The sequence below is a fragment of the Jejudonia soesokkakensis genome, from assembly GCF_042664795.1.
Taxonomy (GTDB): domain Bacteria; phylum Bacteroidota; class Bacteroidia; order Flavobacteriales; family Flavobacteriaceae; genus Jejudonia; species Jejudonia soesokkakensis.
The window spans coordinates 483517-499195 of record NZ_JBHTBN010000001.1; the positions used below are offsets into that span (position 1 = coordinate 483517).

Here is a 15679-nt window from a genome sequence, read left to right on the forward strand (position 1 = left end):
GTTTTTAGAGTTATTTTTTCACCCGTATCACATCGTACACATCTTTACGACGGTCCTTCAAGTTCTTTACCGCACCAAAAGAATGTAGTTCACGTAATAAACTAATATCGACATCTGCTACCAAGATCATTTCTGTATTGGTGGTAGCTTCAGCTTTAATTCCGTTGCTCGGAAATGCAAAATCGCAAGGTGTAAAGACTGCAGATTGTGCATACTGTATGTCCATATTTTCTACGTTAGGTAAATTTCCAACACTCCCTGAGATTGCTACGTAGCACTCATTCTCAACGGCTCTTGCTTGCGCGCATAAACGTACTCGGGAATAGCCATTTTGAGTGTCGGTCAAGAAAGGAACAAAAAGAATGTCCATTCCTTCATCTGATAACAAACGGGAAAGTTCTGGGAATTCAGAATCATAGCAAATTAGGATGCCAATCTTTCCGCAGTCTGTTTCATAGGTTTGTAATTCGCTTCCACGTTGCATTCCCCAGACCTTTGCTTCATCTGGTGTCACGTGTATTTTTTCGTATCGCTCGGTACTTCCGTCTCTTCGACATAGATACCCAACGTTATATAATTTATCACCAACCAGCTCGGGCATACTCCCTGAAATAATATTAATATTATAGGAAATAGAAAATTCTGACAGTCGCTTTTTAATTTCTTCTGTAAATTTTGCGAGTTCTCGAATGGCTTCAGACTCTTTTAAATGATTGAACTCTGCCATTAGAGGAGCATTGAAAAACTCTGGAAAAACTGCAAAATCACAACGATAAGCGGAAACGGAGTCAATAAAATATTCAACTTGTTGCATCAATTGCTCCAATCCGGAATACGGTCGCATTTGCCATTGAATCAATCCTAGGCGAACTACTGTTTTAACGGTTGCAGGCGATTTGGTAGGTTTTGTATAATAAATATTATCCCACTCCATGAGCACAGCATATTCTGCAGAAGCAGTATCGCCAGACAAATATCCTTTGATCACTCGTATAGGATGAAAATCGTTTGAGATCTGAAAGTTTAATACAGGATCACTAATTTCTTTTCGCTTTACAGCATCAATATACTGTTTAGGCGTATAATCTTTCTGGTGAATATGGTAGTTTGGCATTCTTCCGCCAAAAACAATTCCTTTTAAGTTGAGGTTTTCACATAATTCTTTTCGGTAATCATACAAACGCCTTCCTAAGCGGAGTCCCCTAAAATTAGGTTTGATAAAAACATCGATACCATACATCACATCGCCTTTGCTATTATGATTTTTGAATGTGCTCTTGGTGATGATGTCTGCATAGGTATGATTGTCATCGATTTGCTTATAATCAACAATGATTGATAAAGCACAACCAGCAATCTCACCGTCAATCTTAATTAAGATCTGACCTTCAGGAAAGATGTCAATTAACTTTTGAATGGCCGTTTTTGTCCAATAGGAATTAGCCATCCCAATATACGATTCCTGTGTGGCTTCTTTTAACTCTTGGTAATCTTCAATTGTTAAATAATTAAGCTCAATATTTTCAATTTTTTTATCGATCATGTTACATGCCTAATAAATAGGCGAATATTAGAGGAGCTACAATGGTAGCATCACTTTCTATTATAAATTTTGGAGTGTTAATATCCAGTTTTCCCCAGGTGATTTTTTCGTTTGGAACGGCACCAGAATAACTTCCGTAGCTTGTGGTACTATCACTTATCTGGCAGAAATAACTCCAGAAAGGCGTGTCTGTACGTTCCATATCCTGGTATAACATTGGCACGACACAGATGGGGAAATCTCCTGCGATACCTCCACCAATTTGAAAAAATCCAATTCCGTTGTCACTATTATCTGTGTACCAGTCGGCAAGGAAGGTCATATACTCAATTCCACTTTTCATGGTGGAAGCCTTTAATTCACCTTTTAGCACATAACTTGCAAAGATATTTCCCATCGTACTATCTTCCCATCCTGGGCAAATAATAGGTAAATTTTTCTCTGCAGCTGCATACATCCATGAATCTTTCAAATCTATCTCATAATATTGCTCTAATACTCCGCTAAGCAATAATTTGTACATATATTCATGTGGCAAATACCGTTCTCCTTTTGCTTCAGCATCCATCCATATTTTTACGATATGCTCTTGAATTCTTCGGAAAGCTTCTTCTTCAGGAATGCAAGTATCGGTTACCCGATTCAAGCCTTTTTCTAGTAAATCCCACTCCTCCTGAGGCGTCAGATCCCGATAATTAGGCACTCGTTTGTAGTGACTATGTGCGACCAGATTCATAATATCTTCTTCAAGATTGGCACCTGTACAGGAAATGATTTGCACTTTATCCTGACGAATCATTTCGGCAAATATCTTCCCCAATTCTGCCGTACTCATCGCACCTGCCAAGGACACTAACATTTTAGCGCCATTGTTAAGCTGGTCTTCGTACCCTTTTGCAGCATCTACTAGCGCAGCAGCATTAAAGTGTAAATAATATTTTTGAATAAATTCTGATATTGCTCCTTTACTATGACTCATTATTAGTGTCTTTAAATTTTGTTAGTGTATTCTTTTCTGAAAAATTACTCTCAAATTCTTCTGTTTCGTCCTGCCCAGCAAACTTATAACTTAGCATTTTGTAATATAGCTTGGCTGCCAGAAAATCTGAAGATTTATCTTCTTCCCGAGGCATTAATTCTACAATGTCAAATCCTACCACATTCTTTTCTTCGAACACCTGCTTTAAAAAGTCGAGTGTTTCATACCAAAAAAGGCCACCAGGTTCTGGGGTTCCTGTAGAAGGCATGATTGAAGGATCTAGAGCATCCAGATCGAAGGTAATAAAAACATTTTCTCCAAGTGCTTCAATTACATTATCCATCCAGTATTCATCGGTTGCCATATCATGTGCAAACCATGTTTTGTCGGTATCCATCACGCTCGTTTCGGCAATGTCCATGCTTCGAATTCCTACTTGTATTAGATTGGTATTTTGGCTTGCTTCATACACAGCACAAGCGTGATTACATTTTGTGCCTTCGTATTCTTTCCGAAGATCTGCGTGTGCGTCAATATGCAACACCGTAAGGTCATCAAAACACTCATTAAAAGCTCGAATGCTTCCAATGGAAATACTGTGTTCTCCCCCAAAAAGGGTTACAAATTTGTTCCGTAAAATTAGATCTTTTGTTTTGGCGTGTACTGCAGCTACCATCGCTTCTGGAGAGCTGTTTTCTGTAATAGCTTCACAAAGATGAATTCCTTGTTTGTAAACCTCAGTTTCGGTTTCAATATCGTACAATTCCATATTTTCCGAAGCATGTAAAAAAGCTTCAGGTCCTTTATCTGCACCTTTTTGAAAGGTGCTCGTTCCGTCATAAGGAACCGGGATTAATACAATTTTTGAAGTTTCTAATGCTGCATATTCCTTTGGAATGCCAGCGAAGGTGTTGGTACTCATGGTTACAATTATTTATTTGAAAATTCTGGTTGATGTGTGTTTATATTGTTTTCGGTAGGACTAACCTTTCCGTAGCCTAAAATACTTAGAAGTTGATCACTCGTTTGTTGTGGAGCAAATAATTTGTGAGTGATCTTGCCATTCTCGTCTTTATCGATCAAAATATGTTTCGGACTAGGAATTAGGCAGTGTTGCAGGCCTCCAAAACCACCAATGGTCTCTTGATAAGCCCCTGTGTTAAAAAAACCAATATAAAGAGGTTTCTCTTTTTTATAGCGAGGCAAATAAATTGCGTTCATATGTTGTTCACTATTATAATAATCGTCACTATCACAGGTGAGCCCGCCTAACAAAACCCGTTCATACTCATCATTCCAACGGTTTACAGCCATCATAATAAAACGTTTGCTAATTGCCCAGGTGTCTGGTAAGGTCGTGATAAAAGAAGAGTTGATCATATTCCACTTTTCACGATCATTTTGTTGTTTTTGGTAGAGTATTTCATAAATAGCTCCACCACTTTCTCCTACGGTAAAACTTCCAAATTCTGTAAAAATATTAGGAACAGGAACTTCGGCTTCAGTACAAGTAATATTGATTTGGTTAATAATTTCGTCAATCATATACTCGTAATCATACTCAAACGCCATAGAATTTTTGATAGGAAACCCTCCTCCAATATTTAGACTATCCAAGCTTGGACAGATTTTTTTCAATCGGGTATACACTTTTAGACACTTTACCAATTCGTTCCAGTAATAGGCATTATCCCGTATTCCCGTATTAATGAAAAAATGCAGCATTTTAAGTTCAACCTGATCGTTGTTTTTGATCTGGTCTTCGTAGAAAGGAACTATGTTTTTATACCCAATTCCTAGACGAGACGTATAGAATTCAAACTTAGGTTCTTCTTCTGATGCAATTCGAATACCTACTTTAAAATCGGTGTTGATTTCTTCTGAAAGTAAAGAAAGTTCTTCATAATTATCTATAACAGGAATGCAATTTTCATGTCCATTATTGATAAGTCTTGCAATATTTTTTACGTATTGATCACGTTTAAAACCGTTACAAACAACAAAGGTTTTATTGGTGATTTTTCCTTGCGCTTTAAGGTTTTCAACGATATCGATATCAAAAGCCGAAGACGTTTCAATATGAATATCGTTTTTTAAGGCTTCGTTTAAAACATGCTTAAAATGAGAACTTTTGGTGCAATAACAATAATTATAAGTTCCTTTATAATCATTTTTTTCAATTGCAGTAGCAAACCACTGTTTTGCCCTTTGAATGTTGTCACTAATTTTTGGAAGGTACGTAAATTTTAAAGGGGCACCGTAGGTTTCTACGAGTTCCATTAAATCGATATCATGAAATGTGAGGGTATCTTCCTTTAAATTAAATTCAGGTTGAGGAAAATGGTAGGTTTGATCAATTAGATCGATATATTTTGTGTTCATTATTTTTTGTTTGAACTATAAATTTAACTAATAGGAAAGCTGTTTCCGAAGGAAATCAACAGAATAACATAAATTTAACCTGAAAAAATCAGATACGGATTGGGTTTAACCAAAAGAAACGTTGAAGAGAGCCTCCAGTTTTAATGACTGGGCCTTCTGAGGTTGTAAAAACGGAAGTTAGCTTTAAAATTCGGTTTTCTGCCTTGCAGAATGTTTTTGAAAATGACTTCCTTGCTTTCAAAAACCCGAACATACAAACAGAATTCAAGATGTTCAGCTAAAAAACGTGACAAATGTAGATTATTTTTTAAATCTGCATTCTTTTTTATGAAAAATTTAGAGCATTGAAAAAAGCTCAACTTCTTCCTTGGATAGAATCTTCCAGCGACCGCGAGGCAAATCCTTTTTAGTAAGGTGCGCCAGCGTTACACAATCAAGACGTACGATATTGTAATTAAGGTGATCGAACAAATCGCGAATAATACTGTTACCCATGTTTTTTATACGTACTCCCACTTCCTTTTTTGGCTGATTCTCAACATAGCTAATTTCTTCAACCTCTATTTTTTTACCATCAATTAGGAGTCCATCCTTAATGCTTTGTAAGTCTGCTGCTTTCAAGTTTTTGTCAAGTTCTACGTGAAACAGTCGTTCCATTCCTTTTTTACTCAGCTTTTCTTTAAGTTTATCATCATTGGTAAAAAACAGAAGACCAGTTGCATTTCTGCCCAATCTTCCTATAGGTGTAATGCGAGCCGAAGTTGCATTGGAAACAAGGTCCATCACGGTTGAGCCTTTCGAATCACTCGTCGTGGTTGCAAATCCTTTAGGTTTATTAAGTAATACATAAACCATAGGTTCTGGATTGATACGACGCCCATCAAAGCGCACATCATCTTCCAGTTTTACTTTGTATCCCATTTCGTTCACCACTTTTCCGTTCACAGTAACCAAACCAGTTGCGATAAAAGTGTCTGCTTCTCTTCGTGAGCAAATACCACTATTCGAAATGTATTTGTTTAGTCGAATTCCTTCACGCTTTGATGTTGGTTTTTTACTAGTGGAAGGCGTAGTGCTTTTTCCAGATTTTGGTCGTACGGGCGCATTGCCACGAGCTGAAGATTTTTTACTTCCTTCCCCTCTTAAAGGTGCATTTCCTCGTGCACTGCTTTTACCTTTGCTATGCTGTGCTCCTCTCCCTGAAGTTTTTCCTTTTCTGCTATTGTCTTGTCTGCTCATAATTTTTTCTTACTCGTTTCTTTCTGTCTCGTCAAAACTCGGTGTTAGGCGAGTGCCTCTAATTTCGTATATAAACACTATCAAGTAGTGCTTTAATTTTTTGCAAAGATACAGTTATGCAGCGAACTACAACACTGTATTAACGTAGTTTTAGTGGTATTGTAAGATCTAATTGCCAAGAACTTTTGTTAATAAATGAGGAATAATAGGACAGTAACCTGCTTTATAAAACAAGAGAATAACTGTATTTTTATATCCCTTTAAATTGAATAAATGCGAAGGAATACCTTATTCTTTTTAAAACAACCTTTATTGGCACAGGATGGCAAAGAAAGTAACACCTTTAATGAAACAATATAATACCATCAAGGCAAAGTATCCTGATGCGCTATTGTTATTTAGAGTAGGTGATTTTTACGAAACATTTGGGGAAGATGCGGTGCGTGCTGCAAAGATTTTAAACATCACACTTACTGCGAGAAATAATGGAGGAGATCATATTGAGTTGGCAGGATTTCCCCATCATTCTTTACATACTTATTTGCCTAAATTAGTCATGGCGGGTTGTCGTGTGGCAATTTGCGATCAATTAGAAGATCCCAAGCAGACCAAGACGATTGTAAAGAGAGGAGTGACAGAATTGGTAACACCAGGTGTGTCTTTAAATGATGATATCTTATCGTCGAAATCCAATAATTTCTTAGCAGCTATTCACTTTGGAAGTAAGAAGATAGGAGTTTCATTTTTGGATATTTCAACTGGTGAGTTTTTAGCTTCGGAAGGATCTGCAGAATACATTGATAAGCTGCTTCAAAATTTTAATCCGAGTGAAGTTCTTTTCAGCAAACAAAAGCGCAAGCTATTTTCTGAAACGTTTGGCGATCAATTTCATGTGTTTCATCTCGAAGACTGGGTTTTTCAGAAAGACTATTCCGAAGAAAATCTACTGAAGCATTTCGAGGTTACAACCTTAAAAGGATTTGGAGTCGGTCATTTTGAAGAAGGTATTATTGCTGCAGGAGCTGCTTTACATTATTTGGGAGAGACACAGCACAACAAATTAAATCATATAACAAAAATTTCGCGTATTGCTGAAGATGCTTATGTTTGGATGGATCGGTTTACCATACGCAATTTAGAACTGTATTATTCCAATCAGCAAAACGCAGTTACGTTACTGGATATTATAGACAAGACCATTTCTCCCATGGGCGGTCGCATGTTAAAACGTTGGATGGCGCTTCCTTTAAAAAATGTAGAGGAGATTACAAGACGGCACCACGTGGTCCAATATTTTTTGGAACATGCTTTAGTTTTAGAAAAAATTAAAACCAGCACTAAGCGTATTGGTGATCTAGAACGATTGATAAGTAAAGTAGCCACCGGGAAAATTAATCCGAGAGAGGTAATTCAATTAAAAAATTCGTTGGAAGCTATTTTGCCTATAAAAGGAGAAATTTCAAAAGCAACAAATGAATCGCTTCAGGTGTTAGGGGAAAAATTAAATGAATGTGAGACCCTTCGGAACAAAATAAAACAAACCTTACAAGAAGAGGCTCCGGTAAATATTTTAAAAGGAAACACTATAGCTGCTGGCTTTAATGAAGAACTTGATGAATTACGAGCTATTTCAAAAGGAGGGAAGGAGTATCTGGATAAAATGCTGGAGCGAGAGACAGAACGAACAGGGATAAGCTCGTTAAAAATTGCCTCTAACAATGTGTTCGGGTATTATATAGAGGTGCGAAATACACATAAAGATAAAGTGCCTCAGGAGTGGATTCGCAAACAGACTTTAGTAAGTGCAGAGCGATATATTACAGAAGAATTAAAAGAATACGAAGCAAAGATTTTAGGTGCCGAAGAAAAAATTACTACACTTGAACAGGAAATTTTTGCAGCTTTGGTAGAATGGATGCTTCAGTTTATAGGGATAGTACAACAAAACGCATCTGGTATTGCAGAAATTGATTGCCTGGCATCATTTGCTACTCATGCAACAGAAGCAAACTATACCCGACCAATTTTTGATGAAACAACAGATTTACATATTCAAGAAGGACGCCATCCGGTCATCGAGAAACAGTTACCGCCAGATGCGCCTTTTATAGCCAATGATGTATTTCTTGACAGAGAGAATCAGCAGATTATTATGATCACAGGGCCTAATATGAGCGGTAAATCGGCAATTTTACGACAAACTGCTTTGATAGTTTTGTTGGCTCAGATGGGAAGTTTTGTGCCGGCTAAAGAAGTGCGTATGGGTGTGGTGGATAAAATTTTTACTAGGGTAGGAGCAAGTGATAACATCTCTATGGGCGAATCGACGTTTATGGTCGAGATGAATGAAACAGCTAGCATTTTAAATAATATTTCTGAAAGATCATTGGTATTACTGGATGAAATAGGCCGAGGAACCAGCACCTATGACGGAATTTCTATCGCTTGGGCGATAAGTGAGTTTTTACACGAACATCCATCGAGGGCAAAAGTACTTTTTGCAACCCATTATCATGAGATTAACGAAATGACCGAAACATTTAACCGAATTAAGAACTATAATGTTTCGGTTAAAGAATTAAAAGATGATGTGTTATTTCTTCGAAAGCTGGTTCCAGGAGGGTCGCATCATAGTTTTGGAATTCATGTTGCAAAAATGGCAGGGATGCCGCAGGCAGTTCTGCATAGGGCTAATAAAATTTTAAAGCGTTTGGAGAAGTCACATTCTTCAGAAGAACTTTCAGATAAAATGAAAGATATAGCCAAAGACGAAATGCAGCTGAGTTTCTTTAAATTAGATGATCCCTTACTGGAAGAACTGCGTGATGAGATTATAGATATAGATATTGACACATTAACTCCAGTAGAAGCATTAATGAAGCTTAATGAAATCAAGCGAATGTTACAGCGAAATGCTTCTGTAAAATTTAAAAAATAATTTTTCTAAAAAACGCTTTTCTATTGGAGTAAAAATTTTAAATTTGCACCCGCTTCTAATAAGAAGTGAAACGTTCTTTATAAAAGCAATTGAAATTACTACTAGGAGTTTAGTAAAAATAAATTGTTTTACTGTTTCGCGAAAATTGCTCAGACTTGCATCCGACGATGGAGGTACGACTGAGAGGAATGCATAAGCGATACCTTGCATTTCTAATTTCGTTTTAAAATGCGAAAATAGCTCAGTTGGTAGAGCGCCACCTTGCCAAGGTGGAGGTCGCGGGTTCGAATCCCGTTTTTCGCTCAAAATACCAATAATTGCTGAAGTGGTGGAATTGGTAGACACGCTGGACTTAAAATCCAGTGGGCAGAAATGCCCGTACGGGTTCAAGTCCCGTCTTCAGTACAGATGAGTAAAAAACCAGATCAGAAATGATCTGGTTTTTTTCGTATAAAAAAGGAGTGAAGCTTGCTTCAGCAACCTTTTTTATATGAAAAAAAGAATTCGCTTTTTAGCGGATCTGGTTTTTATTCTGACTCTGTTGTAGCGGGACTCGCGAGCGCAAGTGAGCAATTCCCGTTTTCATTTAGTGTGAAGCTTGCTTCAGCAACCTTTTTTATATGAAAAAAAGAATTCGCTTTGTAGCGGATCTGGTTTTTATTCTGACTCTGTTGTAGCGGGACTCGCGAGTGCAAGTGAGTAATTCCCGTTATTTAGTGAAGTTGTAAAGTTTATAATTTTAAACTTCAAGTTTAAAGATCATCGCTTAACATTTTCTGAATTTCATCATCTACTTCTCGTTTTAAAGAGGCCGAAATATCTTGCTTACTGGAAAGTCTAATAGAAATAAAAATAAGAAAAAGTATAATAGGTGTTATGATGGGTAACGAATACCAAAAATCATATTCATCTATATATGCTAGTTCGACATTTAGAACCCCTACAAACTGAAAGAGGAACATTGTTAAAGGAATTAGTATAGCGTATTTCCACCAGTTTCTGGCAGTCAAAAACCAAATTCCTAATAATAATACAAAAGTAGCTTTTGTGAACACAGCGTGCATAAACGATTGGACACTATTAAATCCGTTTGCTCTAATTGTTCCAAAACTTGTTTCCCATTCTTTGCTGTCTGCAGGTGCAAATTGATAGATATAAAATAAAAAAGGTGTTGCTGTTAATAATATTGACAGCAACACCCCAATAATTATAGAGCGTTTTTTATCCGTTTGGCGGAACTTCGTATTGTTTTTTATCGATTTGTTGGTCATCATTTGTTAGGGATTCTGGAGAACAGCTTGTAACAAAAGCTAAGATGGTTGCAATTAACATAAATTTTTTCATAAGTCAGAGTTTTATTGTTATTAATATGGCTCAAACTTATAAGAATGTTTCTAAATTTTGAATAGGTCAAAAAAACTATGTTTTCCGTATTTTTGTAAGTTTTTTCGTTCAAATGTAAATATTATCGGTGAAATGACAATAAGCTTCCTTAATATTTAATTTTATTAACATTTTATTAATCCAAAAAATTTATTAGAAGATGCTACTTACATATGTAATCTTCAATTACATATTTTGATACAATTATTTTTGCATTTTTTATGCTCTTACCTGTACGATAATCTTTCAATTTAGAGTTTTTTTCTCGTATTTCATCTATAAATATGGCTGTTGGTCGGTAAAATTTCATGAAATAGCTATAATTATCTGTAGGAAAATACTGAGTTATAAAGATTATTTCTTGCAGTTTAACGATTAAAATTGCATCTTATCGAAAAAGTAATCGAAATCGCACTGTTTTAGGCATGTTTAAGATTTGTTAAAAATTTATTAACATTAATATTTTATATTTGCCATGTTACTTTGTCGATTTTATTTGCGTTTAATCGATAGATTGCGTTAATAAAAATGGACTCCAATCCAAAACTATAGCTTTTTAATTTTCTGTTTTATCATAAAAATAAATTTGAGTTAACATATACCATTAAACTATGGGAAACATTACTATTTCTTCTGTCTTAAAAAAAATATATACATCTGTCAATCTTAAAAAGAGGTTAATAATTACCTTTTTAATGGGTTTTATTTCATTCTTGAGTCTGGGACAGAGTATACCTGCTTCAAATACCCGAGTAGCTGGTTCACCTTGTTTTGGATGTGTTCCAGATGGATGGACACTGAATATTGGTACTCCAGACATGTCAAATGATAGCCAAGCAGCAGCTTCAGGTGCACTAGGTGGTGGAGATGCGTGGACATCTGCCCCATTACCGTTACCTCCTAATGGTCATACAGATTGGATTACTTTACGTGACCTAGGTTCTAGCGGTACTGAAGAAGCAATGGGTACAACTATTACCGGTTTAACTCCTGGTGCTGAATATGAGATTTACGTTTATTCTCTTACTGCATTAACCACTACTTATAGCCCTGCTTATATTGATTTTTATCAATTTCAAGTAGGTACTTTACCCGAAGTTAACGTAAACTCTGTTCCACAAGAAGTTTCTGGTGTTTGGGGTACTAATTCGCTAAGATTTACTGCCAATGCAAATAATATGTCATTTGAATTTACACCTGGTAATAATGGGCCTAGTGGTTTTTCAAGTGTCGAATGTGTAAATTTATCAGTATCGTTAAATGCGATTAACCCAGTCCCAATTGCTAATAATGATTCAGATACAGTTGTAATTGGTAACAATCCTAGTGTAAATGTAGCCTTAAACGATTCCGATAATACTAATATTGTTCTGAGTACTATTGACTTAGATCCATCGACATCTGGTATTCAAAATTCATTCGCTTCTCCTAATGGAAACTGGTCTGTAGATGGATCGGGGAATGTTACTTTTATTCCAACAAATTCAAATTTTACAGGAACAGAAAGTATTACATACACTATTGATGATGATTATACACTTGATGGTAATGCATTAGGAGCTACTTCTAGTCCGGCAACCATTTCTGCAACGATAACACCTATTCCAGATACTGATGGTGATGGATTTACAGACGATATAGATATATGTCCTGGAAACGACGATAATCTTGACGCAGATAGTGATGGTGTGCCAGATGGTTGTGATAGTGATGATGATAATGACGGAATTCCAGATTATGCAGACAACCCATGTGATTCCTCTTTCACTTTTAATCAAACTGCAGAAGAATGGTTTACATTAAATAATAACACTTTACCGGCAATTTCAGACCCGGCAGCACATGCAAATGATGCTACTACAGGCACGCCTTTTTGTGATATTGATATTTATGGGCCAGCAAATTTAAATATTGCTGGTACAAGTCCGACAGGTACAAATTATATTGTAGATGCAGATGATACAGGTGGAAATATGTGGCTACGAAGTCCAAATTTTGGGGGTTTAAATGCATCTGGAGCTGCAGGTGGTCAATTTCAATATGACGCTTATAACTATAGAGTAGGATACACTGGTGACCCAAATTGGGGTGGTGGTGATGTAGAAGTAATACTTTATGATACAAGCGGAGGATTTATTCGAGCAACTAGACCTTTAACCGGAACGCCTGGTGGAAATACTGGTGGAGTAAATGGTAACCCTTCTACTCCTGGTTCAGAATATGCTAATTGGGAAAATGGAATTTGGAACACCTTTACTTTTAATCTAGACACTACAGATTTTACATTGAATAATGGAGCTGTTTCAGTGGCAGCAGTATTAGCGGATTTAGACCAAATTGCCATACGAATGGAATTTGTAAATGGAGGAAATTCAGGTTCATGCTCAGATGTCGAATACTACGCACTAGATAATATTATTTTTGTAAGTCCTGGAGTTTGTAATACAGATACTGATAATGATGGCATTAATGATGATTTGGATTTAGACGCAGATAATGATGGAATTTATGACGTTATTGAAGCAGGCTTAGGAGCTTTTGACACCAATAATGATGGTGTTATTAACTCTACAGATTCAGGTTTTATTGATGCAAATAATGATGGTACGGATGACAGAATAGGTGTAGTGACATTACCTGATAGCGATGGTGATGGAATTCCAGATTATAGAGATTCAGACAGTGATAACGATGGTTGTAGTGATGCAGATGAAGCATATGCAACAGTAGGGACTGATGCTGATGGAAATGGGTATTTTGGAACAGGAAATCCTCCACCTACTAACAGTAGTAATGGTACTGTATCCGCAGCGCCATATAATCCTACAAATGTCAATGACACAACAAATGCTGGGTCAGATTCTGACTCTGATGGTATAGCAGATTTTTGCGATCCAGATAGTGATAATGATGGAAATCCAGATGTGACAGATCCAAACCCCGCTACACCAACTGCCATAAACGATAGTGGAAATGCAACGGCTGGACTTCCTTCAACGATACAAATTTTAAGCAACGATGATTTTACCGATAATACAGATGATAACGGAGATCCAAATAATAATAGCGCTACAAGTGTAACGAATATTACTACGGTAGTTGGGGTAAATACAACTGCCATGGGAACGATTGCATACGACCCTGCCACTGGAGAACTTACGTATACGCCTACATTTGCTGAAGGTGGCACAACAGTTACTATAGAGTACCGAGTTTGCAATGATGTAAATGGAGATAGTCCAGGTACAACAACCGATGATGTATGTGATACTGCTGTTGCTACTATTATGGTTGCGTTTGGTGACGAAGATGGTGATGGCGTACCAGACAATTTAGATGAATGCCCAGGCTTTGATGACAACACCAATAATGATGGTGATGCACTAGCAGATGGTTGTGATGATGATGATGATAATGATGGTATTATTGATACTGCTGAAAGTGGCGGGAATGATCCAAATGGAGATGAAGATGGAGATGGTATTCCTAATTTTATGGATGATACAGACGATGATCCTGGAAATACATTAGGAGATGGAAGTACAACTGTTTATGGTGGGGCAGACGCAAACGGAGACGGTATACAAGATGTTTATGACTTTGATAATGACGGTATCCCAAACTTTTTAGACCTGGACTCAGATAATGACGGATTATATGACGTATTAGAAGCTGGATTCCCAGATGGAGATAATAATGGAATTGCAGATGGTCCAATTAATGCAACCACTGGTATTCCAGCTACAGGCGGAGGAACTCCGACCGATAGTGGTCCAACGGCCGGCACTACAGATTTCCTTGATTTAGATAGTGACGAAGACGGATGTAGTGATGCTAATGAATTTTTTAACGATTCAAATGCAGATGGTGGCGACGGAGGTTCTTTTGGAACTGGCGAACCGCAAGTAGGTGTTAATTCTGATGGTACCGTAATTGGTGCTACTTATGGGACTGCAGTCGATGCAGCAGATACTGATACTAACGCAACTGCAGATTATACTGAAGAAGGCCCTGAGTTTGATACTGATGGTATTGCTAATGCGTGTGATTTAGATGATGATGGTGATGGGAATCCAGACGCTCAGGATCCAAACCCGAATGTTGCAACGGTTGCTCCAGATACTGGGATGACAGATTTTATGACTCCGGTTACTGTAAATGTATTAGACAATGATGATTACTTACCGAATAACGATACGAACAATGTAGGAACGACGAGCATTACGTTGGCTGCTTTTGTAGCTGCACCAGGTCTTACGGAGGCTATGGGAACAGTAGTGTTTGATCCTGCAACGGGTACGGCTACGTATACTCCGGATGCTGCGGAAGATGGAGAAGTAACATTTTACTATGAGGTATGTAGTGATGATGGAGTTACAACAGCTCCAAACAATGTAGTATGTATGACTACTACGGTAACAATTACTGTGGATGGTTCAGACAATGACAATGATGGGGTACCAGATGGGTTAGATTTAGATGATGACAACGATGGAATATTAGATACTGCAGAGAATGATTTAGGTTTAGATCCGAGTGATGATAATGACAGTGATGGGATCCCTAACTGGCAGGATGCTGATGATCGTGGAGATGGAACTCCGGCTGCTTGTGTAGATACAACGCCTAATGATGGAGTGTGTGATATGTTAGATCCGGCGTATGATTTTGATGGCGATGGAGTACCAAATCACTTCGATCTTGACAGTGATAATGACGGGTTATATGATGTAACAGAGACAGGCGGAACGGATGCTAACAATGATGGTTTGGCAGATGATACCGATGGTGATACGACCAATAACAATGGTGTTCCGAATTCTTCCAATGGAGGGGCTGGTATAGTAACTCCGACCGATAGTGGTCCCACACCTGGAACTCCAGACTTTTTAGATGTAGATAGTGATGAAGATGGTTGTAGTGATGCCAATGAGGCGTATAACGATAGTAATGCCGATGGTGGTGATGGCGGACAGTATGGAACGGGTGATCCACTTACATTATCAGGTGGCGGAGTAGATGCCAACGGAGCAGTGACTGCTTCGGGAGCGTATCCAGCCCTTTCATCTACCTTCCCTGCAGATACGGATACTAACGCAACTGCAGATTATACTGAAGAAGGCCCTGAGTTTGATACTGATGGTATTGCTAATGCGTGTGATTTAGATGATGATGGTGATGGGAATCCAGACGCTCAGGATCCAAACCCGAATGT

9 protein-coding genes and 2 tRNA genes are annotated in these 15679 nt (G+C 37.5%); 4 read left to right on the top strand and 7 right to left on the bottom strand.

What is annotated here, in order from left to right:
* Positions 1 to 10: 10 nt before the first annotated feature.
* The 5 genes from ACFQO1_RS02235 to ACFQO1_RS02255 form a co-directional block, all read right to left on the bottom strand.
* Positions 11 to 1543: a bifunctional GNAT family N-acetyltransferase/carbon-nitrogen hydrolase family protein gene (locus ACFQO1_RS02235; protein ID WP_380216288.1), complete on the bottom strand. Its 1533-nt coding sequence runs from the start codon at positions 1541 to 1543 to the stop codon at positions 11 to 13.
* A gap of 1 nt (position 1544) precedes the next feature.
* Complete coding sequence (locus tag ACFQO1_RS02240; RefSeq protein ID WP_380216290.1) at positions 1545 to 2522, bottom strand: deoxyhypusine synthase family protein; 978 nt, start codon at positions 2520 to 2522, stop codon at positions 1545 to 1547.
* The gene (speB, locus tag ACFQO1_RS02245; RefSeq protein ID WP_380216292.1) at positions 2512 to 3444 is read right to left on the bottom strand and encodes an agmatinase; all 933 of its coding nucleotides are present in this window, start codon (positions 3442 to 3444) and stop codon (positions 2512 to 2514) included. The genes ACFQO1_RS02240 and speB overlap by 11 nt, the downstream gene beginning before the upstream one ends.
* 8 nt (positions 3445 to 3452) lie before the next feature.
* Positions 3453 to 4904, bottom strand: a complete 1452-nt coding sequence (locus ACFQO1_RS02250; protein WP_380216294.1) for an arginine decarboxylase — start codon at positions 4902 to 4904, stop codon at positions 3453 to 3455.
* Between the two features lie 336 nt (positions 4905 to 5240).
* A complete protein-coding gene (locus ACFQO1_RS02255) occupies positions 5241 to 6143 on the bottom strand; it encodes a pseudouridine synthase (RefSeq protein WP_380216296.1) in 903 nt (300 codons plus the stop codon).
* Positions 6144 to 6465: 322 nt separating this feature from the next.
* Here ACFQO1_RS02255 and mutS point away from each other — a divergent pair, with 322 nt between their 5' ends.
* The 3 genes from mutS to ACFQO1_RS02270 all read left to right on the top strand — a co-directional run bounded on the left by mutS (position 6466) and on the right by ACFQO1_RS02270 (position 9486).
* Positions 6466 to 9081, top strand: coding sequence for a DNA mismatch repair protein MutS (gene mutS / locus ACFQO1_RS02260; RefSeq protein ID WP_380216298.1), 2616 nt, complete (start codon positions 6466 to 6468; stop codon positions 9079 to 9081).
* Between the two features lie 230 nt (positions 9082 to 9311).
* Positions 9312 to 9384, top strand: a tRNA-Gly gene (locus ACFQO1_RS02265).
* Positions 9385 to 9400: 16 nt separating this feature from the next.
* Positions 9401 to 9486 (top strand) — tRNA-Leu (locus ACFQO1_RS02270).
* A gap of 347 nt (positions 9487 to 9833) precedes the next feature.
* On the opposite strand, the gene ACFQO1_RS02275 is transcribed toward ACFQO1_RS02270, so the two are convergent.
* Together ACFQO1_RS02275 and ACFQO1_RS02280 are read right to left on the bottom strand one after the other, a co-directional pair.
* Entirely contained in the window at positions 9834 to 10355 is a 522-nt protein-coding gene (locus ACFQO1_RS02275; protein WP_380216299.1) for a hypothetical protein, read from the bottom strand.
* Entirely contained in the window at positions 10303 to 10425 is a 123-nt protein-coding gene (locus ACFQO1_RS02280; RefSeq protein WP_380216301.1) for a hypothetical protein, read from the bottom strand. The genes ACFQO1_RS02275 and ACFQO1_RS02280 overlap by 53 nt, the downstream gene beginning before the upstream one ends.
* Positions 10426 to 11075: 650 nt before the next feature.
* Between ACFQO1_RS02280 and ACFQO1_RS02285 the strand changes: the two genes are divergently transcribed.
* The coding region (locus ACFQO1_RS02285) for a beta strand repeat-containing protein (protein ID WP_380216303.1) at positions 11076 to 15679 on the top strand (4604 nt) is incomplete at its 3' end.

Bases quoted from the DNA above. Each gene is read 5' to 3' on its own strand.
- ACFQO1_RS02235 (WP_380216288.1), bottom strand. From the start codon at position 1,543: ATGATCGATAAAAAAATTGAAAATATTGAGCTTAATTATTTAACAATT.
- ACFQO1_RS02240 (WP_380216290.1), bottom strand. From the start codon at position 2,522: ATGAGTCATAGTAAAGGAGCAATATCAGAATTTATTCAAAAATATTAT.
- speB (WP_380216292.1), bottom strand. From the start codon at position 3,444: ATGAGTACCAACACCTTCGCTGGCATTCCAAAGGAATATGCAGCATTA.
- ACFQO1_RS02250 (WP_380216294.1), bottom strand. From the start codon at position 4,904: ATGAACACAAAATATATCGATCTAATTGATCAAACCTACCATTTTCCT.
- ACFQO1_RS02255 (WP_380216296.1), bottom strand. From the start codon at position 6,143: ATGAGCAGACAAGACAATAGCAGAAAAGGAAAAACTTCAGGGAGAGGA.
- mutS (WP_380216298.1), top strand. From the start codon at position 6,466: ATGGCAAAGAAAGTAACACCTTTAATGAAACAATATAATACCATCAAG.
- ACFQO1_RS02275 (WP_380216299.1), bottom strand. From the start codon at position 10,355: ATGATGACCAACAAATCGATAAAAAACAATACGAAGTTCCGCCAAACG.
- ACFQO1_RS02280 (WP_380216301.1), bottom strand. From the start codon at position 10,425: ATGAAAAAATTTATGTTAATTGCAACCATCTTAGCTTTTGTTACAAGC.